The organism is Finegoldia dalianensis (genome assembly GCF_046255015.1).
Taxonomy (GTDB): Bacteria; Bacillota; Clostridia; order Tissierellales; family Peptoniphilaceae; genus Finegoldia; species Finegoldia magna.
In genome coordinates this window covers 154,333-178,681 of sequence record NZ_JBDLBQ010000003.1, presented here as the reverse complement: position 1 = coordinate 178,681, position 24,349 = coordinate 154,333, and the positions used below count along the sequence as shown (strand labels likewise).

At 32.2% G+C, this 24,349-nt stretch carries 17 protein-coding genes, 1 tRNA gene, 1 pseudogene and 1 riboswitch; of the genes and pseudogenes, 4 read left to right on the top strand and 15 right to left on the bottom strand.

The window, feature by feature from the left end; translation table 11 throughout:
* Window positions 1-25 precede the first annotated feature (25 nt).
* The 4 genes from ABDJ34_RS04630 to tadA form a co-directional block, all read right to left on the bottom strand.
* The gene (locus tag ABDJ34_RS04630; protein ID WP_412701537.1) at window positions 26-982 is read right to left on the bottom strand and encodes an LCP family protein; all 957 of its coding nucleotides are present in this window, start codon (window positions 980-982) and stop codon (window positions 26-28) included.
* Between the two features lie 123 nt (window positions 983-1,105).
* The gene (locus ABDJ34_RS04625) at window positions 1,106-5,311 is read right to left on the bottom strand and encodes an acyl-CoA dehydratase activase-related protein (protein WP_412701536.1); all 4,206 of its coding nucleotides are present in this window, start codon (window positions 5,309-5,311) and stop codon (window positions 1,106-1,108) included.
* Between the two features lie 71 nt (window positions 5,312-5,382).
* Entirely contained in the window at window positions 5,383-6,264 is an 882-nt protein-coding gene (locus tag ABDJ34_RS04620; protein WP_412701535.1) for a TIGR01212 family radical SAM protein, read from the bottom strand.
* On the bottom strand, window positions 6,242-6,709 hold the full coding sequence (gene tadA, locus ABDJ34_RS04615) for a tRNA adenosine(34) deaminase TadA (protein WP_412701534.1): 468 nt from the start codon (window positions 6,707-6,709) through the stop codon (window positions 6,242-6,244). The genes ABDJ34_RS04620 and tadA overlap by 23 nt, the downstream gene beginning before the upstream one ends.
* A 116-nt stretch (window positions 6,710-6,825) precedes the next feature.
* On the opposite strand from tadA, the gene ABDJ34_RS04610 reads away from it, so the two are divergent.
* Window positions 6,826-7,932 carry a ribose-phosphate pyrophosphokinase gene (locus tag ABDJ34_RS04610; RefSeq protein WP_412701533.1) on the top strand — a complete coding sequence of 369 codons (1,107 nt, stop codon included), beginning with the start codon at window positions 6,826-6,828 and terminating at the stop codon, window positions 7,930-7,932.
* Window positions 7,933-7,942: 10 nt separating this feature from the next.
* Window positions 7,943-9,019 (top strand): pyridoxal phosphate-dependent aminotransferase, encoded by a 1,077-nt coding sequence (locus tag ABDJ34_RS04605; protein WP_412701532.1) that lies wholly within the window; start codon window positions 7,943-7,945, stop codon window positions 9,017-9,019.
* A 142-nt stretch (window positions 9,020-9,161) separates the two neighbouring features.
* Here ABDJ34_RS04605 and fdhF read toward each other — a convergent pair.
* The 5 genes and pseudogenes from fdhF to ABDJ34_RS04580 form a co-directional block, all read right to left on the bottom strand.
* Window positions 9,162-11,852 (bottom strand): annotated as a pseudogene (gene fdhF / locus ABDJ34_RS04600) (formate dehydrogenase subunit alpha); the annotation flags it as partial.
* Window positions 11,853-11,859: 7 nt separating this feature from the next.
* Complete coding sequence (locus ABDJ34_RS04595) at window positions 11,860-12,315, bottom strand: ferritin family protein (RefSeq protein WP_412701531.1); 456 nt, start codon at window positions 12,313-12,315, stop codon at window positions 11,860-11,862.
* 26 nt (window positions 12,316-12,341) lie between these two features.
* Entirely contained in the window at window positions 12,342-13,265 is a 924-nt protein-coding gene (locus tag ABDJ34_RS04590; protein WP_412701530.1) for a 2Fe-2S iron-sulfur cluster-binding protein, read from the bottom strand.
* 5 nt (window positions 13,266-13,270) lie between these two features.
* Window positions 13,271-15,151, bottom strand: a complete 1,881-nt coding sequence (locus ABDJ34_RS04585; RefSeq protein ID WP_412701529.1) for an NADH-ubiquinone oxidoreductase-F iron-sulfur binding region domain-containing protein — start codon at window positions 15,149-15,151, stop codon at window positions 13,271-13,273.
* Window positions 15,152-15,168: 17 nt separating this feature from the next.
* Complete coding sequence (locus tag ABDJ34_RS04580; RefSeq protein WP_094207401.1) at window positions 15,169-15,654, bottom strand: NADH-quinone oxidoreductase subunit NuoE family protein; 486 nt, start codon at window positions 15,652-15,654, stop codon at window positions 15,169-15,171.
* A 367-nt stretch (window positions 15,655-16,021) separates the two neighbouring features.
* Between ABDJ34_RS04580 and selB the strand changes: the two genes are divergently transcribed.
* Together selB and ABDJ34_RS04570 are read left to right on the top strand one after the other, a co-directional pair.
* Window positions 16,022-17,899 (top strand): selenocysteine-specific translation elongation factor, encoded by a 1,878-nt coding sequence (gene selB / locus ABDJ34_RS04575; RefSeq protein WP_412701528.1) that lies wholly within the window; start codon window positions 16,022-16,024, stop codon window positions 17,897-17,899.
* 117 nt (window positions 17,900-18,016) lie between these two features.
* A tRNA-Sec gene (locus ABDJ34_RS04570) sits at window positions 18,017-18,113 on the top strand.
* Window positions 18,114-18,222: 109 nt separating this feature from the next.
* On the opposite strand, the gene metK is transcribed toward ABDJ34_RS04570, so the two are convergent.
* From metK to ABDJ34_RS04540, 6 genes are all read right to left on the bottom strand, one after another.
* Window positions 18,223-19,401, bottom strand: coding sequence for a methionine adenosyltransferase (metK, locus tag ABDJ34_RS04565; RefSeq protein WP_353316408.1), 1,179 nt, complete (start codon window positions 19,399-19,401; stop codon window positions 18,223-18,225).
* Between the two features lie 46 nt (window positions 19,402-19,447).
* Window positions 19,448-19,543, bottom strand: a riboswitch (SAM riboswitch).
* A gap of 56 nt (window positions 19,544-19,599) precedes the next feature.
* Window positions 19,600-20,808 carry an ABC transporter permease gene (locus ABDJ34_RS04560; RefSeq protein WP_412701527.1) on the bottom strand — a complete coding sequence of 403 codons (1,209 nt, stop codon included), beginning with the start codon at window positions 20,806-20,808 and terminating at the stop codon, window positions 19,600-19,602.
* Complete coding sequence (locus ABDJ34_RS04555; protein ID WP_278735474.1) at window positions 20,808-21,722, bottom strand: ABC transporter ATP-binding protein; 915 nt, start codon at window positions 21,720-21,722, stop codon at window positions 20,808-20,810. The genes ABDJ34_RS04560 and ABDJ34_RS04555 overlap by 1 nt, the downstream gene beginning before the upstream one ends.
* 1 nt (window position 21,723) lies before the next feature.
* On the bottom strand, window positions 21,724-22,095 hold the full coding sequence (locus tag ABDJ34_RS04550; RefSeq protein ID WP_102163659.1) for a VOC family protein: 372 nt from the start codon (window positions 22,093-22,095) through the stop codon (window positions 21,724-21,726).
* A gap of 11 nt (window positions 22,096-22,106) precedes the next feature.
* Window positions 22,107-23,843 (bottom strand): oligoendopeptidase F, encoded by a 1,737-nt coding sequence (gene pepF, locus ABDJ34_RS04545; RefSeq protein WP_412701526.1) that lies wholly within the window; start codon window positions 23,841-23,843, stop codon window positions 22,107-22,109.
* 81 nt (window positions 23,844-23,924) lie between these two features.
* Window positions 23,925-24,278 (bottom strand): hypothetical protein, encoded by a 354-nt coding sequence (locus ABDJ34_RS04540; protein WP_412701525.1) that lies wholly within the window; start codon window positions 24,276-24,278, stop codon window positions 23,925-23,927.
* Window positions 24,279-24,349: the final 71 nt, after the last annotated feature.

Below are 24,349 nucleotides of genomic sequence, written 5' to 3'. Positions count from 1 at the left end.
AAAATACCTCCAAAAAACAAAACCGCTAATTATTTTGTGATTCTTCCTCATCTTCTTTTTTATCATTGTCTTCATTAGTGGTTTGATCATCCAGTTTGTATTCAGCAAATAATCTATCTACAATTTCTGGTAATTGTTCTTCATCAGCCATATACCAACTAATTCCGTCATTCTTATATTCTCCTGGTAGTATATAGCTATGTATTTTGCTAGATGAAAAGTTCGGAAGTTTTGTGAGATAAGATGTCATATCTCCCAATGGAATATTTGTCTTTACATCTCTTTTGAAAATTTCAACCATCTTTGGCATTTTAGTAATATTTGCTGGGCTCAATAATTGATCCAACAATGTTTTTATAAAATAATGTTGATTTTCAATTCTTGCTTCATCTGATCCACCCAATGGATGACGAGCTCTTACATATTGCAACGCTTCATCTCCGTTAAGTTTTGATTTTCCTTTTGGGATACGGATATGTCTTGATTCGACAACTATTTCAGCTGGTGAATCAACTTCAACTCCACCCATAGCATCTACGATGTGTTCTACACTATCAAAATCAACTTCAACGTAATAATCCAAATCTATTCCCAATAAATCTCTCAACGCTTTTAAAGATCCCTTTGCTCCTTCATAAGCATGGGCTGCATTTACTTTGTGGATATTTCCATTCAATCTAATTTGAGTATCTCTTGGCACAGACAGTATGTCCACATTACCAGAATTAAAGTTAACTTTGCAAACCATTATAGTATCAGATCTTTGATGATCTGTTGTGCTTACTTCTTTGTCAATTCCTAATAGGACAAACAAAAATTCATCCGGTATATTTTGTTCAATTACATTGTTTTTTCCTAATTCATCGCCTTTAATATCAGAGCCAGTTGTTTTTAAGCTTCCCAAAAATTTACCAGCACCGAAATAAACTCCCAAAAATAGTGCTAGCGAAATAAAAAAGACAATAACAGCTCTTTTTTTCATTCTTTCCTCCAATTACTTTCTTAATGAACAAAGCACTCGGATTCACCGGTGCTTTGTCTTAACACTTATTTAATTATATCAAAAACAATGAAAATTTACATTAAATTTGATTTTTTGTAAGTTTTAATTATTAATTTTCTCCTTTGCTTGTGAAAGCATAAGTTTAATTCTATTAATTTGGTTTACTTCACTTGCACCAGGATCGTAGTCAATTGGAATTATGTTTGCTTGTGGATACAATTGTCTAATTCTCTTAATGACTCCTTTTCCCGTGATATGGTTAGGAAGGCAACCAAATGGTTGGATACATACAATGTTATTAGCGTTTATATGAATTAATTCTATCATTTCTGCAGTTAACAACCATCCTTCACCATATTGATTTCCTAGCGATACAACTTCTTGTGCGTAATCTTCCAGTTCTTGTATCTTAAGTGGATGAGTAAACTTCGATTTGATTAATTGGTTTCTGATGTATTTTCTGTAATGTTCAATCAAATTTACTCCCATATTGCACATGAATCCTGTGAATTTTGATTTGGATAAGAAGTTTCCCTTATGGTATTCATTTCTCAAGCAATAAAGTACAAAATCTGTCAAATCAGGCATTACTACTTCGCAGCCTTCTTTTTCCAATAAATCTTGCAAATTATTATTGGCTTGAGGAAGATATTTTACTAGAATTTCTCCTACAATACCAACTTTTGGTTTTTGTATATCCAATAATTCTATTTTTGAAAAATCTTCAATAATTTCATCGACAGTTTGTCTAAATAGTTTTGAACTTGATTTCAAAACTCTCTTTTGACATTCTTCAATCCATTTTTGTTTTAAAGTATCAGTTTCTTTTTCCTTTTCGTAGGCTCTTGTGAAGTTTGATAATCTCATTATCAAGTCCCCATATAATACTGCAACAATCATTTTTTGTAATACTAATGGAGAAAGGTTAAAGCCTTCGTTTGTTTCGATATTTTGCCAAGAAATAGCAATTACAGGAATATTTTCATATCCCGCTTCTTTTAATGCTTTTCTTATGAAACCAACATAGTTACTTGCTCTGCATGCTCCACCAGTTTGACTCATTAACAAAGCTAGTTTGTCAGTGTCATATCTACCAGAATTTATAGCTTCCATCATTTGTCCAACAACAGTTATAGATGGATAGCAAGCGTCGTTGTTTACATATTTTAATCCCTCGTCGATTACTTTTGAATTAACATCTTTCAAAAATTCCACTTTATAGCCATTATCTTTGAATAAAGATTCCATTATTTCAAAGTGATCCGGCGCCATTTGCGGTGCTAGGATTGTGTATTCTTCTTTCATTTTCTTAGTGAATTCAACTTTTTCAACGTGATATGATTTTTTCACATTTGGAACGAAGTTTTTCTTTTCAAGCGCTTGTATCAATGATCTTATTCTGATTTTAACGGCACCTAAGTTACTAATTTCATCGATTTTTAATACAGTGTAGATTTTTCCTTTAGCAGACAATATTTCATTAACTTGATCTGTAGTTACAGCATCAATTCCACAACCGAATGAATTAAGTTGAACCATTTCCAAATCTTCACTGTTTCCAACAATTTCTGCTGCTCTGTAAAGTCTAGAGTGATATACCCATTGATCCAATACTCTCAAATCGCTATCAACGTCATCATCATAATCAATTATAGAATCTTCTGATAAAACTCCAAGACCTAATGAAGTAATCAGTTCAGGAATTCCATGATTTATTTCTGAATCAACGTGATAAGGTCTACCAGCTAACACAATTGCTTTTTTGCCCATTTCACGAATTTTGGACAAAGCTTTCTTCCCTTCAACCTTTACATCTTTTCTGTATTTTTCAAGTTCATCCCACGCTCTATCAACGCTGTTTGAAATATCCTTATCAGAAAGTCCTAGCTCTTTTAATTCGTCGATAAGTCTTGTTTTTAATTTATTTTTATCTTGGAATGATATGAATGGGTTGAAATACTTCGTGCTTTTCAATCCATCGACATTATTTTTAATAACTTCCGGATATCCAGTAACTACTGGACAGTTAATGTGATTATTCGCCTTATCGTATTCTTGTTTTTCGAAAAATACTGAAGGATAGAATATCATATCGACATTTTTTTCTAACAAATCTTCAATGTGACCGTGAACTAATTTTGCAGGATAGCAACATGTTTCACTTGTAATAGAAGAAATTCCTTTTTCGTAAATTTCTCTTGATGATTTAGAAGACAACACAACTCTGTATCCTAAATTCGTGAAGAATGTATGCCAGAACGGATAATTTTCGTACATATTCAACACTCTAGGAATTCCTACAGTCGCTCTTGCTTTATCTTCTGGAATACTCTTATATCCAAATAATCTCTTGTTTTTATATTCGTACATATTTGGAAGCTTGTCTTTTTTATCCAGACTAATTCCAGCTCCTCTTTCACATCTATTTCCAGTTACAAACTTTTTGCCATTTGCAAATTTGTTGATAGTTAATTTGCAATGGTTAGAACAATATTTACATTCTGCTTGTTCTTGAGTATATTCAAATTTTTCAAGTTCGTCTTCAGATAAAATCGTAGAATATCCTGTTGATTTTTCTTTTGCAATCAAAGCCATTCCCATAGCTCCCATAAGTCCCGAAATATTTGGTCTTGTAGGAACTTTACCTGTAATTTTTTCGAAAGCTCTTAGTATTGCATCACCGTAGAATGTACCACCTTGAACTACAATGTGTTCTCCTAATTTTGATGGATCTCTAAGTTTAATAACTTTTTGGATTGCGTTTTTAATAACTGAATAACACAAACCCGCTGCAATATCACTGACACTAGCGCCTTCTTTTTGAGCTTGTTTTACTTTAGAATTCATAAATACTGTACATCTTGAACCTAAATCTACAGGATTCTCTGATTCAAGTGCTTTTTGTTGAAATTCTTGTACAGATAAATTCAAACTATGAGCAAATGTTTCAATAAATGATCCGCAACCAGAAGAACACGCTTCGTTTAATTGAATCGAATCAATTATTCCATCATTTACATGCATAGCTTTCATGTCTTGACCGCCAATATCCAATACAAAATCAACATCTGGATCAAAATATCTTGCAGCAGTCAAATGCGCTATTGTCTCTACTTCACCAAAATCGACCGACAAAGCTTGTTTTATAAAATCTTCTCCATAACCTGTTATACCACTACTTGCAATTTTTTGGTTATCATTTAGTTTAGAATAAATTACAGATAATTGTTCCTTAACTAAATCAAGTGGATTGCCTTGGTTATTCGCATAAAAATCATATACAATATTGCAATCTTCATCAATTACTACAATTTTACTAGTAGTTGAGCCCGCATCAATCCCCAAATACAAGTTTCCTTGTACTTCTTCAAGATTTTTGAATTTCACGTTAGATTTCTTGTGATTTTCGTAAAATTCTTCTTTTTCATTCTCATTTTTAAATAACGGCTCAAGTATTAACTCATCGCTAATTTCTTGCTTTTTGTCATAAGATCTGTTCAACAAATCCTCATACTTCACAACTTCTCCATCCATTGATGCAATAGCTGCTCCCAATGCCACAAATACTTGAGCATTTTCAGGACTGTAGAATGTGTTCACACCATCATCTAGTGTCGTGATGAATCTATTTCTTAATTCTGATAAGAAATAAAGTGGTCCACCCAAAAATACGATATTTCCTTCAATAGGTCTACCACAAGCAAGATTTGATATTGTTTGATTGACAACAGATTGGAATACACTAACTGCCATGTCTTCTTTTGTTGCGCCTTGGTTTATCAAAGCTTGAATGTCAGTTTTTGCATATACACCGCATCTACTTGCAATCGAAAATATTTTCTTGTAATCTTTGGCTAATTCGTTAAGACCAGATGCATCCGTCTTTAACAAAGCTGCCATTTGGTCTATGAATGCTCCAGTTCCACCTGCGCAGATGGAATTCATTCTTTGTTCTACGTTTCCTTTTAAATAAGTTATCTTACTGTCTTCTCCCCCAAGCTCAATACACACATCAGCATTAGGGATATATTTTTTAATAGCTGTAGTTCCAGCCACAACTTCTTGTATAAATTCGATATTCAAATTATCTTCAACATACATTCCGCCACTTCCAGTGACCATAATTGTACAATCGCTGTTTTTGAACTCTGGATGTGAATCGTATGCTTGTTTAAGAACATTTTTGGTAGTTTCTTCTATGTCAGAACGATGTCTAGTGTATTCTTGAAATAAAATTTCGTAGTTTTCATTTATAATGACAAGCTTGACAGTAGTTGAACCTACATCTAATCCCATGTGGATTTTCATTGTGCTATTCCCTCCATATTCCTATACTAAGTAAGTATATTTCAAAAGCACAAAAACTTCAATAAATTTTTTTATGTATTGTATGTTTTAATTTTACTATTTATCTCAGAAATTACCTTCAATTTATCACAAGACCATTTAGGAAGATAAAGTTTTGGCTTGTAAGCATCTCCTGTCATTCGGTGCACAACTGTATCCTCATTTAAAATTTTGAAACTATCTACAACCCAATCAGTGTATTCATCCATCGTCAAAATTTTAAATTTATTTCGTAGATAATACTCGTACAACCTTGAATCTGTTTGTATATATAATGAATGAATTTTGATTCCCCAAATATCATGCATTTGCGTTTGATACACACTTTCCAAAAAATCATTCTCAGTTTCATATGGAAGGCCTGCTATTACATGCGAGATTACTTTAATGTCATTATCCATTAGTTTTTTTGCCATATCAAAATAAACATCATTGCTGTATGCACGGTTAATCAATTCTATTGTAGATTTTTTTGTAGATTGAAGTCCCATTTCAACCCACACATCCACCTGTTTGTTTATATCGCGCAAAAGTTTTATCTTCTCATCATCTAAACAGTCTCCTCTGGTGGCTATATCAAGTACCAGCACATTTTCGTTATCAATAGCATCTGAGTAAATTTTCCTAAGTTCATTTACTGGCTTGTAAGTATTGGTGAACGATTGAAAATACGCAATGAATTTGTCTGCTTTTTTCTTTTCAGATAATCTTTTAATTTGCAATTCGACTTGCTCCTTGATTGAATATTCATTAAAAGTAAATTCACCAGATCCACTTTCAGAACAAAAAATACAACCCTTAGAATTTTTTCTATTAGGACAACTGAATCCACCATCTAGCGGTAATTTGTAAACTTTCGTGCCGTATGTTTTTTTCAAATAATCACTTAATCTATTTATTTCTATTTTTTTCACGAATCCCCCTGAAAAAACTCTGCAACAATTCTACGCACTCTTTTTCCATGATACTTTTTACTTCTATTTTATGATTGAGTCCTTCGTAATCATTTAATGATAGTAAAGACCCACAAGCTCCTCTTTTTTTATCAAAAGCTCCGAACACAACTTTTGGTATCCTCGAATATATCAAGGCTCCGGTGCACATCACACAAGGCTCCAATGTCACATACATTGTGCAATCATCAAGCCTAAAATTTCCAATAACCTTAGTTGCTTGATTAATAGCTTTTAATTCTGCATGCATTGTCGCATTGTTATCTGTTTCCACACTGTTATAAGCTTGAGCAATTATTTCGCCATTTTTTACAATAACACATCCAACTGGAACTTCGTCCATACAAAATGCAATCTTCGCTTGTTCGATAGCTTTCATCATGAATTTTTCATCATTATTTTCCATAAATTATAAAACACCTTTCCTATCCGATTATATCAAATAGTTTGTGTTATTTAAATTTGAATACGGAAATTGTTTGTGATATTCTTTATATATAATGTAGTATTTAAGGAGGACTTATGTCAGAATCAAAATTTGAAGAGTTTCCATACGGAGAACTTGGAATCATAGCTATGAAAAACATTGAAGGTTTGGCAAAAGAAGTTGACGAACTTTTAATGAAAAAAAATGGTGCAACAGAAAGTTATTTATTAAAGATAACAGAATCCAGATTTAGTAACGGTGAAGGAAAAGTTACAATCGATGAATCAGTTAGAGGTCGTGATATTTTAATCATATCAGACGTTGGAAATTATGGATTGAAGTACAATATGTTCGGTGAACAAACTATAATTGGTCCAGATGAACACTTCCAAGATATCAAAAGAGTTATCTCCGCAATTAATGGAAAGGCTTCTCGTATCAATGTTATGATGCCTCTTTTATATGCATCTCGCCAACACAGACGTAAATCAAGAGAATCACTTGACTGTGCAATGGCACTTCAAGAATTAGAAGACATGGGAGTAGATGGAATTTATACATTTGATGTCCATGATCCAAACGTACAAAACGCAATCCCATTGATGACATTTGAAAACATCTATCCTACAGCAGAAATAGTTACTCACTTCTTAGAAAAAGAAAATATTACTACTGATGAATTAGACAAGAAAAACATGATTATTATTTCACCTGATACCGGTGCAATGGATAGAGCAATTTATTATTCTAATATTTTAAAACAAGACATAGGATTATTCTACAAAAGACGTGATTACACTAAAGTAGTCGATGGCAAGAACCCTATTATTGAACACAAATACATCGGACGTGAAGTAGAAGGCAAAGACATATTAATTGTTGACGATATGATTGCTTCTGGTGGATCTGTTATTGATATTGCAAAACAATTGAAAAAACAAAACGCAAACAGAATATTCTGCGCAGTAAGTTTCGCTTTGTTTACTGAAGGTCCTGACAAATTCGATCAAATGAATAAAGAAGGCTACATCGACGGAGTTTATTCTACAAACTTAACATACGTACCAGAGTCAATCAAAAACAAAGAATGGTTCCACGCTGTAGATATGAGCGAATTGATGAGCGAATTTATTCACCACATCAACAGAGAAGAATCTATCTCAGTTTTGTTAGATAAAACAAGAGGTATTAATATTTTATAAGGAGAAAATAATGAAATCATCTCATGGAGCAAATCTTTTTGAAATTCAAAAAGAATACGGATTTAATATAGATGAAATCAAGGATTTCAGTTCAAACGTCAATCCTTTGGGTCCAAGTCCTAAAGCGATGACTAAGCTTGAAAATAATCTTAATAAAGTCGGAGTGTACCCTGACCCAAATTACGATCAATTACTATCATCTATTGAAAAATACACCAATGTATCAAGAGACAAAATCTTGCTTACATCTGGTAGCACTAATTTGATTTCATCATTTATATCTCTAATCAATCCAAAAAACGCAATAATATTCAACCCTAGTTATTCTGAGTACGAAAGAGAACTCAACAAAATCAACTCCAATATAATTTCTTACAATTTGGATAAATCAAATGATTTTGCGATAGATTGTGAGAAATTATCGAGAATGATAAAAGAAAATGATGTAAGTCTTGTAATATTAACCAATCCTAATAATCCAACAGGATATGCTATTGAAAACAGAAAACTTGAAGAACTTATCAAATCAAGCAATTGCTATTTTATGATAGATGAAACTTATGTTGAGTTTTCAGATGTAGACATGTATTCTGCAGTAAATTTAACTGAAAAATGCGATAACCTACTTGTTATACGCTCTACATCGAAGTTTTTCGCAGCTGCAGGAATAAGATTGGGTTACGGAATAACTGGAAATAAAAAACTTTACGATGAAATAAATAAACACACCAATTTGTGGAACATAAATATTTTTGCCGACATTCTTGGTGGCGAGATGTTCACGGATACTGATTACCACAAAAAAGTGTTCGAATTTATTAATAGTGAAAAAGAAAAAATGATATCTACTTTAGAAAAAATAGATTGCTTGAAAGTTTATCCTTCAAAATCGAATTTCGTACTATGCGAAATATTGGACAAAAAATTAACCGCACATGAATTGAGAGAAAAATTAATTCCTCACGCTCTTATTATAAGAGATTGTGCATCATTTAATAATTTGGATGACTACTTTTTTAGATTTTGTATTTTGGATGAACAATCAAACGACAAATTGCTAAAATTAATTGAAGATATCTTAAAATAGTTGCAATTTAAAAGCTCTCAGATTTTAAAATCTGAGAGCTTTTTTTTTATATTACTTTTTTATCTTTTTTGTATTCATCTGATAATAAAGTTGCCATGTTAACAAATCTTTGAATTGTATCCTCATGATCTGGATGTAAATCAACTTTTTCAACATGAATTGCACACACTTTATATTCACCAGTTCCTGTAATTGGATCGTAGTGATTTGATGTCACTTCGTTTACTGGAGACTCTCTGTAGTGGAATGTCATGAATATCATATTAGGTAACACTCTGTCAGTTACTACAACACGAGTTACGATACTTCCTCTTCTGGATGTAACTCTGATAGTATCCAAATCTTTTACTCCCAATCTTTCTGCATCCACTGGATTGATTTCTGCAAGTTCGTAAGGACTTACTCCATCCAAATCTTTTGAGTATCTCGTAGTTATATTGTAATGATACAACATTCTTCCTGTACTTAAAATCATTGGATAATCTTCATCAGGCAATTCTTCTGATGGTCTGTATTCTATTTCCATCATTTGACCTTGACCTCTTGCAAATATTCCTTTGTGCAAGTATTTTGTACCAGGGTGAGATGTTGTAGGACATGGCCATTGTAATCCAACTTTGTCAATTCTTTCGTAAGTCATACCTCTGTAACTTGGCATAGTTACTCTCATTTCTTCAAATACATCTTCACTTGTTTCATAATCAAAGAATACATTTGGATTGATGATTTTACTTACATCGCATAAAATTGACCAGTCATTTCTAGCTTGTCCCGGAGGAGTAACAGCTTTTCTAACTCTTTGAACTCTTCTTTCAGTATTTGTAAAAGTTCCATCTTTTTCTGCGTAGCAAGTTGCAGGGAATACGACATCTGCAAGCTTTGCTGTGTCAGACATAAATATATCTTGAACTACTAACAAATCTAAATTATTCAAAGCTCTCTTAACGTGATTTGCATCTGGATCTGATAAAACAGGATCTTCTCCCATTATATACATTGCTTTAACATTTCCCTTAACTGCTTGATTAAACATTTCAGGGATTTGGTATCCAAGATTTGGACTCAATGGAGTCTTCCATACGCTTTCGAAAAATTCACGAGCTTTTGGATCAGTAACTTTTGCATAAGCAGGATAAGTGTTAGGTAATGCTCCTAAATCACATGCTCCTTGTACGTTATTTTGTCCTCTGATAGGGTTTATACCGCCAGATTCAATTCCAACGTGTCCAGTTAGCATTCCTAGATTAGCTAAGCTCATTACGTTTTCTGTTCCATGAGTGTGTTCTGTGATACCAAGTGTATAGAATATACCAGCTTTTTCTGTCTTCGCGTATAACAAAGCTGCTTGTCTGATTAATTCCTTGTCCACACCTGTAACTTTTTCAGCTTCATCCAAATCGTATTTCATTACAGTTTTCTTCAAGCCTTCAAAGTTTTCAACACGTGATTCAATATAATCTTTGGCTTCTAATCCTTCTTCTATGATAACTTTCATCATAGCATTTAACAAGAATACATCCGTACCTGGATTTAATCTCAACCAAATATCCGCTTCTTCCGCCAAGCCAGTTTTTCTTGGATCTACAACTATAAGTTTAGTTCCCTTTTTAACTGCTTGTTTCATCTTATTACCAATAATAGGATGTGCTTCAGTAGCATTAGAACCTATAACAAACAATAATTCTGCACCCAGAATTTCTTCTATAGAGTTTGTCATAGCTCCACTTCCTAATGTAGCTGCAAGACCTGCAACTGTTGGAGCGTGTCAGGTTCTGGCGCAGTGATCGACGTTGTTTGTTCCAATCGCTGCTCTCATCATTTTTTGGAATACAAAGTTATCTTCGTTTGTACATCTAGCAGAACTTAAACCAGCAATAGAATCTGGGCCAAATTCCATCTTGATATCTCTTAGTTTATTTCCAACATAACCTATAGCTTCATCCCAACTACATTCAACTAGTTCTCCATTTTTTCTAATCAATGGAGTAGTTAATCTTTCGTCCGAGTGAATCATATCTGTATGGAAACGACCTTTTATACAAAGAGCATTTTGATTTACATAACCATCACATGGTTCAACACCTTGAACTTTTCCATTTTTTACAATTAAATTGAATTGACATCCAGTTCCACAGAATGGACAAGTTGTCTTAACTTTTTCAACTTCCCAAGGTCTTGTATCTTTTAATTGTTTATTGATTAATGCACCTGTTGGGCACACGCTTATGCATTGTCCACACATACGACAGTTTTCCTTTGATAAAGGAAGATCAAAAGCTGTAGAAATATAAGAATCAAATCCTCTATTTTTAAAATCTACTGTATGTGTACATTGAACTTCTTCACAAACTCTGACGCATTTTCCACACAAAATACATTTGTTTTGGTCCCTAAAAATCAATGGATTCGTATCATCAACTTCATGATTTTGAACTTCTATGTCATAATTACCGTATTTGCCTAATACTTCTGGATTTTTAACACCATATCTGTAGCACAAATCTTGTAATCTACAACTACCAACTTTTGAACAAGTTAGGCAATCTTTAGGGTGATTCATCATCAAAAGTTTAAGTATATTTTGTCTAGTTTTTACTAAACGATCAGTTTCTGTCTTAACAACCATTCCGTCTTTGACCATAGTAGAACATGACGTTTGAAGTTTTCTGGATCCTTCTATCTCAACTAAGCACATTCTACAACCGCCAAATTCGCTCAGGTATTTATCGTGGCACAATGTAGGAATATCAATCCCTATTTTATGCGCTGCTTCTAATACAGTGGTATTTTCTTCAACTTGAACATCAATACCATCAATATTTATATTTAACATATTACACCTACCAAACTTCGTTAAATCCTACATTCAAAAATATTTCTTCTAGTTCAGTTTTATGCAATTTTTCCATTTTAGATAGTCCCGCAAAAATATCTTTTTCAGATTTATCTATACATGAGTTAGCAATATCTGCATATAATTGCATAGCTTCTTCTTCTCTTTTTATTGCCAATTTAATAGCATCTCTGAAGTCCATTTCTGTAGTCATTCTTGGTCTATCAATATCTTGTGATAGATTGTAATCTTCACTGTCGTCAATTTTGATAGTTTCAGCCTTAGTTTCTAAGAATTTTTGCAAATAATCTTTGTGTTTTAATTCTTCTTTGCTAAGTCTTTCAAATAAACTTTTTGTTTGTGGATCCTCTGCTTTTTCAGCTGCATTTTTGTAAAATGTATACGAATCATCTTCTCTATTAACAGCATCATCAATAATTGATATTAATTGTTCTCTATTCATAACTTCACCTATTCATTCTCTATATTTTATTCATTTATTTTTTCAATTTTTTCTAAAATCTTATCCAAACCTAAGACATTATTCCAACTAGCTTCAACAAATTCTCCGCCTATCTTTTTGTAAGGTTGTTTTGGATTATCTACATTTAATAATTCAGTAGTCAATCTACCCTTTAAGCAAAGTGGTCTGCCATTTTCTGGACTTAATGCTCTTAATGCAAGATTCTTTCCATTTTTTCTCAAGACTTCAAATTCACAACCGTATTCGCAAACTTTGCATTGAACTTTCTTAGTTTCTAACTCCCATTTTCTTCCTAAATTCATAGCTCTCTTATCCATCAATGCACCTACTGGACAAGCTACTACGCATCTATTGCAAGATATACAATAAGAAGATTCAAATGTATCGTTGATATCTAAGTTAATTCTTGTTTCGTATCCTCTATTTGAGAAATTAAGAATTTTTCTATCATCCATTACATTACAAGTTCTTACGCACTTTCCACAAAGTATACACTTACTATCATCTCTAATGATGTATGGAGAAGAATCATCTACTAATTTTTCTCTTCTTGCTCCGTCATGTTCTCTGAATTTTACTCCGTATTCATAAGAATATTTTTGTAATTGACATTCACCGGATTTTTGACAAGTCAAGCAATCATTTGGATGAGAATCCAACAACATTTGAAGAATTCTTTGTCTGTGTTTTATTAATCTATCAGTTTTAGTATGAACAACCATGTTGTCTTTTGCCAAAGTAGAACAAGCAGTCATTAATTTTTTGCTTCCTTCAACTTCAACTAAACAAAGTCTACAAGCGCTCACTACAGCCAAATTTTTATCGTAACATAAATTTGGAATATCAATCCCATTTTCTCTTGCTAGATCGATAATGAATTTAGGCTTATCCGTTTGAATTACTTTTCCATCAATAGTTACAGTAATCATACTATCTATCTCCTAACTACTGCGTGAACAGGACATACAGTTTCGCAATTACCACATTTTATACATTGAGATTTGTCGATAACGTGTTGTTTTTTAACTTCTCCTTCTATACAACTTACAGGGCAATTTTTAGCACATTTAGTGCAACCTATACATTTGTCTGTAATTTCATATGATAAAAGTGCCTTACATGCATGAGCAGGACATTTCTTATCGTAAATGTGAGCTTCATATTCGTTTCTGAAGTATTTTAATGTTGAGATAACTGGATTTGGAGCCGTTTGTCCAAGACCACAAAGTGAAGCAGATGTGATAGTATCACACAATTCTTCTAATGCTTCGATATCTCCATCTTCACCTTTTCCGGAAGTGATTTTTTCTAGAATTTCAAGCATTCTCTTAGTACCTTCACGACATGGAACACACTTACCGCAAGATTCATCTACAGTAAATTCAAGGAAGAATCTAGCAATATCTACCATACAGTCGTCTTCATTCATTACAATCATTCCACCTGATCCCATGATTGAACCGATTTTTCCCAATGATTCGAAATCAACTGGAGTATCCAGGAATTCTTCTGGAATACATCCACCAGATGGTCCACCTGTTTGAACAGCTTTGAACTTCTTTCCATCTTTAATTCCGCCGCCGATATCAAATATTATTTCTCTTAAAGTAGATCCCATTGGAACTTCTACCAAACCAGTGTTTACAACTTTACCACCTAAAGCGAATACTTTAGTTCCTGGAGAACCTTCTGTACCATAGCTTGTAAACCAATCTGCACCTTTATACATAATTGCTGGAACATTAGCAAATGTTTCAACGTTATTGATAATAGTTGGTTTATCCCACAATCCTCTTTCAGCAGTTCTGAATATTTTAGTACGAGGCATTCCGCGTCTTCCTTCGATAGATTCCATCAAGGCAGTACCTTCACCACATACAAAAGCTCCTGAACCCAATCTCAATTCGATATCAAATGAAAAATCAGATCCAAAAATGTTGTTTCCTAAAAGATTCATTTCTTTTGCTTGTTGAATTGCAATTCTCAATCTTTTAACTGCAATTGGATATTCTGCTCTTACGTAGATAAAACCTTGATTAGCACCAATCGCTCTACCGCAAATAGCCATACCTTCTAATACTGAATGAGGGTCTCCTTCAAGAATCGCTCTGTCCATGAAAGCACCAGGGTCTCCTTCATCCGCGTTACAAATAACATATTTTTGATTATTTTCTACTTTATAAGCTGATTCCCATTTTCTTCCTGTAGGGAAACCTGCTCCTCCACGACCTCTCAATCCGGATTTCTTCATTTCTTCAATTATTTCTTTTTGGTCTAAATCAAAAATGGCTTTATGTAAAGCTTGATAACCATCTGCACCAATATATTCATTTAAAGATTCTAATTGAATTTTTTCTACATTTCTTAAAGCTATCTTAAATTGTTTATCGTAGAAATCAACTGAATTGTATTTCAAAATCTTATCGTCTTGTTTTGCATTTTCGTAAACTACATCTTCATCAACTTCGTCATTTACAATAGATTTATCGACAATGCTCTTAACATCTGATAATTTAACTCTTGTGTAGAAAATTCCTTCAGGATATACAACAACGTTAGGACCAGTTTCGCAAAGTCCAATACATCCTACTGGAACAACCACTACGTTTTCGATTTTTTCTTCTTCTATATATTTGTTAAACTCATCAATCAAAGATTTAGCGCCTGTAGCTTCACAACCAGCTCCACCACACACAACTATTTGTTTTTCTTTTGGATTAGTATGTTCAACATAAATTTTATCCTTTACGAGTTCACGCATTTTGATATTTTTTGCATACTCGTCTCTTATCTCATTAAGTTTTTCAATATTCATAACAAATCCCCTAATAACTAATTATATTTACTAACAATTGATTCTAATTCATTAACAGCTACCTTACCGTACACATCGCCGTTAATAACAATAACTGGAGCTAATGCGCACAAACCAACACATCTACATGGTGTGATGGAAAATTTTTGATCTTCAGTAGTGCTACCTGCTGGAATCTTCAAAATCTCTTGTAGTTTTTCAGAAACTCTTTGAGCTCCTTTTACATAACAAGCAGTTCCTTCGCAAACTTGAATATCGTATTTTCCTTTTGGAATCAAAGAAAATTGTGCATAAAAAGTTATAACACCGTAAATTTCTGACAAAGGAATGTCTAATATTTTAGAAATCATTGTAATAATTTCCTTAGGCAAATAACCAAATTCATCTTGTGCACGTTGTAAAACGGGCATCAAAGGACCTTTAATATCCTTTTTGCTTCTTACAAATTCTCGAAATTCTTCGACTTGAGAAGCATGTTCTTTTAAGTCAAATGTAAAACTCATTAAAATCCTCCTATAAAATTGTTTTCCTTCCGTTATTAAAATTATTTTTTCTTTTATATTTTTAATTATACCACTTATATCGCCTAAAGTAAATTAGTATTATATTTAAAAATCTTATTAATATTCATTATCATTTTAAATATTATCATATTTCCACATTTTTATTGGATAAGTATTCTTTGTAATGCATTATTCGGATAATAAACTTTATTATATTGATAAAGTAATTGATAAGTTCGAATTGTTATTACTTCATTTAATTAAATTAATATGTTTGTACAAAAATTTATGAAAATAATTTCCTTATGTTTTATACAAAATAGAAAAATATGATATAATATGAATTAGTAAATTAATTGGAGGTTATATGGATTTTATTATAGGTACATCAGGCCATATTGATCATGGAAAAACTACATTAATAAAAGCTTTAACCGGAAATAGCACTGATAGACTACCGGAAGAAAAAAAGAGAGGAATTTCTATCGATTTAGGTTTTAGCTATTTTGATCTTCCAAGTGGTCAACGAGCTGGAATAATTGACGTACCAGGTCACGAAAAATTCGTAAAAAATATGATGACCGGTACTTTTGGAATGGATATGATCCTTTTATGTATTGACAGTAAAGAAGGCGTTATGCCACAAACTGTTGAACATTTGGATATACTTAGATTTTTAAATAAAACCGAAGGCATCGTCGTTTTAACCAAAAGAGACTTGGCAACTGATGAAGAAACTGAAAAAACAATCGAACAAGTTAAAGAATTAGTAAAAGGAACTTTCCTTGAAAATTGTCCTATTTGCGAAGTAGATTCTATTTCGAAAAGAGGAATAGATAATTTGATTCAAATGATAGATTCTGAATCCAAGAATTTAAAGCAAAAACATGCAGAAAGAGATTACAGAATGAATATTGACAGAAAGTTCAATGTAAAAGGAATTGGAACAGTTGTTACAGGAACTTTATTAGACGGAGACATTCATAAGGGAGAATCTTTTATTTATCCAATAGAAAAAGATATCAACATTAAAAATATTCAAGTCCATAACAAAAATGTGAATGTAGCTCACCCATCACAGAGGGTTGCTTTGAATATAAATCTTAATTTGGATGAAATAGACAGAGGTTATGTAATAGCTAAGAAAAACTCATTGAAAGCTTTCAATATGATAGATGTTAGACTTACGCTACTTGAAAGTGCCTCTCCTCTTAACCACTGGGACAGAGTTAGATTATTCCACGGAACAAAAGAAATTTTCGGAAGAGTTGTTCCTCTTGATAAGCAAGTAATACAACCAGGCACTCAAGCTTTGGTTCAAATTAGACTTGAAGAAAAAATTTATGCAAAAACATCTGACCCATTTATTTTGAGACAATTTTCACCACAAGTTACAATTGGTGGCGGCATTATAATAGATGGTTCTGTTAGAAAACATAAATTATTCGATGAAGAAATCATTGAAAATCTAAAAATCAAAGAAGAGGGTAAAATCAAAGACATCATCTTAAATTATCTGCGAGACGAGATTTTTCCTACTAAAATTGATGACTTGGTATTTTATTCTTCGGAATCAAAAGACAAAGTTTTAAAAGAATTAGACGAACTAAAACAAGAAGATAAAGTTGTAATTAGAAATGATAAAGTATTAGAAAAAGAAGCTTACTTAAAATTATTAGGTAAATTAAAAATGTTTGTGATATCATTCCACAAGACAAATCCTTTATTACCTGGTATTAACAAAGAAGAACTTCTTAAAAAATTACAACTTGATGATGATAGACCATTCTTCAATTACATGATTAAAGACTTAAACGACCAAGAGGTTTTGATGGAAGAAAGTGGTATAATATCTTCTAAATGTCACAAAGTTCAATTAAGTGATGAAGATGAAAAAATCAGAAAGAAAATGCTTCAAGATATTTGTCAAAACCAATTCGACAAATTATTGAAGATAGACAATGTTGTTCACAACCAAAAGGACAAGACTATTTTGGGGATTTTATTACAAAAAGACGTCGTAATTTTAAGAGATAACTTTTTGATTTCTAAAAAATGTTACGACAAATTCATCAAAACTGTCGATGATCATTTCAATAACAACAAAACTTTGAATGTAAAAGAACTCAAAGACATGCTCAATATGTCAAGAAAAAGTGCAATCACTCTTCTAGAAACATTGGACATTAAAGGCTACACTAAAAGAATTGAAAATGACAGGGTTAAAGTAAAAGATTTCAAATAATAGAGTTGGGCTTTGCTTGTGCATTGCCCTAATCTATTATATTTATTACAGTTTTGTGAATTGATTGTAAAATAATTTGTAAATTAACTTTGTTTTTGGTATAATATTAAGGTATTTGGGAATTGATGGGTGCTGGTGTGCCCTGCGGTCTTCAAAACCGTCTCAGGTAGTTAGGAGCTGCCCGGGTAGGTTCGATTCCTACCATTTCCCGCCATACATATTCTAGATAGCTAATTTTAGCTATCTATTTTTTTTGGAGTACTAAAAAAGTACTAAAAAAATCAGTGAATGTTGAAATATTTTAACATTCACTGATTTTTATTTTATAGATATTTCTTCAAAGCTTCAGCTTTGTCACATTTTTCCCATGACAAATCCAAATCATTACGTCCGAAATGTCCGTAGCTTGCAACTTCTCTGTAAATAGGTCTTTGTAAGTCCAATTTGTCGATTATTGCTTTTGGTCTTGCATCAAAGTTTTCATTTATTGCTTCAATAATTTTTTCTTCTTCGATTTTATTTGTTCCAAATGTGTTGATGAACATACTGATTGGTTTTGCAACTCCGATTGCATAAGAGAAACCTACTTCACATTTGTCGCAAAGTCCAGCTGCTACGACATTTTTTGCAATATATCTTGCAAAATATGCTGCTGATCTATCAGTTTTTGTAGGGTCTTTTCCACTGAATGCTCCACCGCCGTGATTACAGAATCCACCGTAAGTGTCTACTATTATTTTTCTTCCTGTAAGTCCAGCATCTCCCATTGGTCCACCAATTACGAATTTTCCTGTTGGATTGATGAAGAATTTTGTGTTTTCATCAATCATAGATTCATCTACGATTTTCAAGATAACTTCTCTTTTGATGTCTTCTTTTAATTGTTCGTAATCAACATCTGGGTCGTGTTGTGTTGAAACTACGATAGCTTCAATTCTTTTTGGAGCGTCGTTTTCATATTCAACAGTTACTTGAGTTTTTCCATCTGGTCTCAAATAATTCAAGATTTTTTCTTTTCTAACAGTTGCAAGTCTTCTTGCTAATTTGTGTGATAATTCCAATGGTAATGGCAATCCTGATTCTGTTTCATTAGTTGCATATCCAAATACCATTCCTTGGTCACCTGCACCATATCTGTCATATTCGTCAGATTTATTGCCCTTGTATTCTTCAGATTCATCAACACCTTGTGCGATGTCTGTAGATTGTTCTTCCAATGAAGTTATGATTGCGCATGTTCTTGCATCAATACCATAATCTGCATTATCATATCCAATTTCAGCCAATGTTTTTCTGACGATTGATCTGATGTCCACGTAACTTGTAGTAGTAATCTCTCCCATTACCATAACAAGTCCAGTTGTAGAACAAGTTTCGCAAGCAACTCTTGCATCTTTGTCTTCTTTAATAATAGCATCTAATATTGCATCAGAAATTTGGTCACAAACTTTGTCTGGATGACCTTCAGTAACTGATTCAGATGTTAAAAATATGTTTTTCATAATACCTCCATAAAAAAATCCTCACCTGAAAAGGTAAGGATGTGTAAACTTATCTTTCAGGATTTCCTGTGGGATTTAGCACCTAATTTAATAGGTTGCTGAGTTTCATAGGGCCCATTCCCTCCACTACTCTTAATAAGATAAATATTAAATTGTCTTTTAATACATTAACACTATTCTTTTAGTCTGTCAAGTATTTTAATCAATATTTTCCATTGCACTTTTGCGATACATTTTTACTGTTCTTATTAACAATAAAACTATGACAATAAGCATCAATCCAAATGATATTCCTATTTCCAATAACTTCACATCATTCAATAAAAATCTAACTGGCATCAAGATTGCAGATGAAAAAGGCACAAACGATAATATTTTAATCAATATATCGCTGTCTTTTCCTAACGAATTGATTATTACGAAGAACAATCCTACCAATACTAAAAATATTGGAACTATTAGGAAATTAACTTCTTCCGCTCTTTTTACAGCAAGTCCAAGAATTTGGAACAATATCAAATACAAAACAAATCCAAATACTACAAATAAAAGTATAGTCAACAAGAATTTTAGACTCAAAGTATTTGTAAAAAACGTCCATATGCCTTCTGGATAATAGTTTTTATTTACAAATATTCCGACTATTCCCGCAATAATAAATATAAAGTATTGGATTATTCCCAAAACTGCTGAACTTAATAGTTTGCCAAACACAAACACACTTGGTTTTGCAGATGATAAGAGCACTTCAATTGTCTTATCCTTTTTTTCTCTAGAAATATTGTTACTCATGACACTACCGTAGAACAGTATCATTAAATCGAAAAGTATAACAAAAACTATTGAAAATACAAATGAATGTGACCTGTCTTTGTTCAAAACTTTTTCTGTAAAATCTATCTTTGCTTTAGAATTTTTCTCAATTATTCCAGGATCTACTCCATTACTAATTAAACTTTTGTCGTAATTATACTTTTCCAAAGTCCTTGTGAACCTTTCGGAATGATCGTCCATAAATTCTTTGTTTTTGATATAAGAATTGAACTTTGTTGGCGTTTCTACTACAAATCCTATATTGTATTCACCATTTTCTACAGCTTTTTTTACATCAGACTCAGATGTAAGCACATCTTTGCTATCCAAACCCATTATAGTCTTCAAATATTCAACATCAATATCCTTATTAGATGAATAAATGCATGTGTTTTTAAATGTGAGTGCATTAATATTAACAGTTGCGTTTTTGTTTGCCCCTGCATTGGCGTTATTAAAAATAGATGGCATAAATCTTGGCAGAAAAGACAAAGCAAACACCAATACTGTAATTACCAATGTCGCAATCAAGTAAGAATTGTGTCTGATTATGGAGTTAAATTCAAAATTAAATACTCTACTGAATTTTTTCATTATTCTGTAACACCAACCTTTGACACGAACACATCTTGAAGACTTGGTTCATATTGGCTAAAACAATTGATGTCAATCTGATTGAGCATCATAAATTCCAATATATCTTCTTTTGTTACATTTTCAGTAAGTCTAACCAAAAGTTTGAACTCTCTGACAACTGCATCTGGATAAATCAAATTTTCTGCTTCTAACAGTTCTTTTAATTCCCAAATTCCCATGTTGTTTGCATTAAGTAGCATTTTCTTCTCAGCCATAGAAGTTTTGATTTCATTCAAATCCCCATTCAAAATAATTCTACCTTCTTCAATAACACAAACATCTCTGCAAAATTCTTCTACATAACTCATCAAATGGCTGGAGAATATAACTATTTTTTGATTTTGTATAAATTCTCCAACAGCCAATTTTAGTTCATGGGCATTGATTGGATCAAGTCCAGAAAACGGCTCATCAAGAACTAAAATATCCGGGTCATTTAAAAGAGCTGAAATGATTTGAACTTTTTGCCTTAAACCTTTGGATAAAGTGGACAATTTTCTATTCTTGTATTTTGCCAAATCAAACCTATCCAACCAATATCTTACATTTTGAAGAGCACTTCTTCTGTCTGTTCCTTTAAGTCTTGCAAAATAATACAATTGGGTGAACACTTTTTCGTTGGAATACAATCCTCTTTCTTCTGGAAGATATCCGATATTTACTTCATTGTAGTTAATGGGAGAGCCGTTAATCAAAACTTGTCCACTATCAGCACTCAAAACATCCGTAATGATTCTCATAGTTGTAGTTTTTCCGGCTCCATTTCTACCCAAAAACCCAAAAGCACGTCCGCTTTCAACTTTAAATGAAATATCGGTTAAAACTTTGTTATCTCCAAAAGATTTATTCACATGTTTTAACTCAAGATTCATACTATTTACCAATTATTTCTATGTTGAAACCATCTGGATCCTTCATGAAATAAAATGTTGCAACACCTTCAAGTCCACCTAATTCATCAACTTCATAGCCTAAAGATTTGTGATATTCGTGTGATTTTTTCAAATCTTCAACTTCAAAAGCCATGTGACCGTAGAAATCGCCATGAGTATAATCTGTCTTCCCGTAGTTATAAGTCAATTCTATTTCGTAGTTGTGATCGCTTGTCATATACACAAGTGTGAACTCATCTTCAGGGAAATCTTTCTTGCTTGTAACTTCCATACCTAAAGCTTTTTCATAAAACTCGATTGATTTTTCCAAATTAGTTACTCTGATACATGTGTGTAATGATTTATATTTCATGAATTTCTCCCCTATTTATTGACAATTTTTTCAAATTCTAATACTTTTTCTTTAAAAACTTCAAAAGCAGTTCTCAAAACTTCTTTATCTTTGATGTTTGCTCCAGCGTTTTTAAGTTGTACTAGAGGATAGTTTTTATTACCATCTTTCAAGAAATTCTTGTAGTTTTCCAAATCTTGTTCATTTCCCGATAAAATCTTTTGTGACAAGATTGATGATGAACTAAGACCTGTAGCATACTTATAAACATAGAAGTTAGTGTAGAAATGAGGGATTCTTGACCATTCGTACTTAATCAAATCATCTGATACAACACTATCTCCGAAGTATTTTTTGTTTAAGTTAAGGTAGATTTCGTTGAAATCTTCTCCAGTTAATGCCTTTTCTTCTTCAACTAATTTGTGAGTTTCTCGTTCAAATTCTGCAAACATAGTTTGTCTGAAAATTGTTGATTTGAATGAATTGATGTGATGATCTAACAAGTATAATTTTTCATCATCATTTTTAGCGTTTTTAATCATATAATCCAACAACAACATTTCGTTACAAGTACTTGCAACTTCTGCAACAAATATAGTATAACCTGCATATTTGAACTCATTGTTAGCTCTTGAATAATATGAATGAATCGAATGACCCAATTCGTGAATCAAAGTGAACACAGAATCCACATCATTTGTGTAGTTTAATAAAATGTATGGATAAGAATCGTATGATCCCCAACTGTAAGCGCCTGGTTTTTTGCCATCTTTTGGATAAACATCAATCCAATTTTCTTCAAAAACCTTCTTCATGATAGATTGATATTCTTCTCCCATTGGTTTTACAGCTTCTATAACCATTTTCTTTGCTTCTTCAAATGGGATTTCACGGTCAAAACCTTTTGTAGATGGAACATAAACATCATACATGTGGTTTTCATCCAATCCTAGCAATTTCTTTCTAGCATCGTAGTATTTGTACAAATATGGCAAATATTCGTGCACAATGTCGATCAAATTATCGTATACAACTTCTTCAACATCATCGTTGAACAATTCCATTTGTCTTGCACTGTCGTATTTTTTGATTTTAGATAGTATAACCAAGTTTTTGATATTCGCATACAAAGTGGATCCAAATGTATTGTTGTACTTCGCTAATTCATCGTAATATTTTTCAAAAACTTCTTTTCTTTGTTCACGTGGAAGCTTAGATAATAGTGGAACAAAATTAGCATTTGTAAGCTTTTCATCGATTGATTCTACATAAGGAAATTCCATATCTGTGTTTTGCAAACTATAGAAATCATTGTGAGGGCTTGACATAGCTTCACTCATAAGAGAAATAATGTTTTCTTCTTCTGCAGATAAAGTGTGTTCCTTAAATCTCAAAATCTTTTTGAAGAATATTTCATAACTTGGATTTTCTTTGATAAGTTTGTCTTGTTCATCTTCTTTTAATGATAAAACAAATGGTTCAACAAAAGAAAATCTAGATTGTAGCTTGTTGTACAATGATGACAATTCCAATTCCAATTTTACACTATCTGAAACCTTGCTATTTTCATCCTTTTTCATTGAAGCGTAAGTGTACAAATTATCCATTACTCTGTCAGTTTCGAAAAGTAAATCCAATATTTCTACGAAATTATCCTTTTCATTTTTCTTCAATTCATCAATTTTATTAATATTTTCGTTAACTAATTTAATATCTTTTTCGATTGCGTTCTTGTCCTTATACATCTTGGACAAATCCCAATTACACATAAAATCACCTCTCTTTATATAATACCCCAAACACACATCAATCACAAACAAAAAAGGAATTCGTTTTAGAATTCCCTAAAATTATTTTTCAGTTTTTTTCAAAATATTTTCTTTATTAAAAGCTAAAAAGAATAACCCGACTAAAGATAGTGGCCATCCTAAAATCCACAATCCCCAAGATAAAAGAGGTTTGTCTTCAGATATTTCAAGCAAATACGATTTAATAGCCCCAAATGTCAACAAAGATAACACTACATAAACAGACAAAATCACATAAACAACTTTATTCAAGCTGAAATTTGTCAAATATATTATCAACAACCAGCTGATAAATAATTCCAATGCAATATACAATATTCTTAAAATATTTTCAGAAATTTTCTTTGGTTTTCTAATATCTTGCCACCAAATACATTTTGCTAAAAATTTTATCAAGTTCTCATCTCTCCTTTAAATTGATTTGTTATATCTATACTATAACAAAAAAAACGGTCAGGCAAATCAAC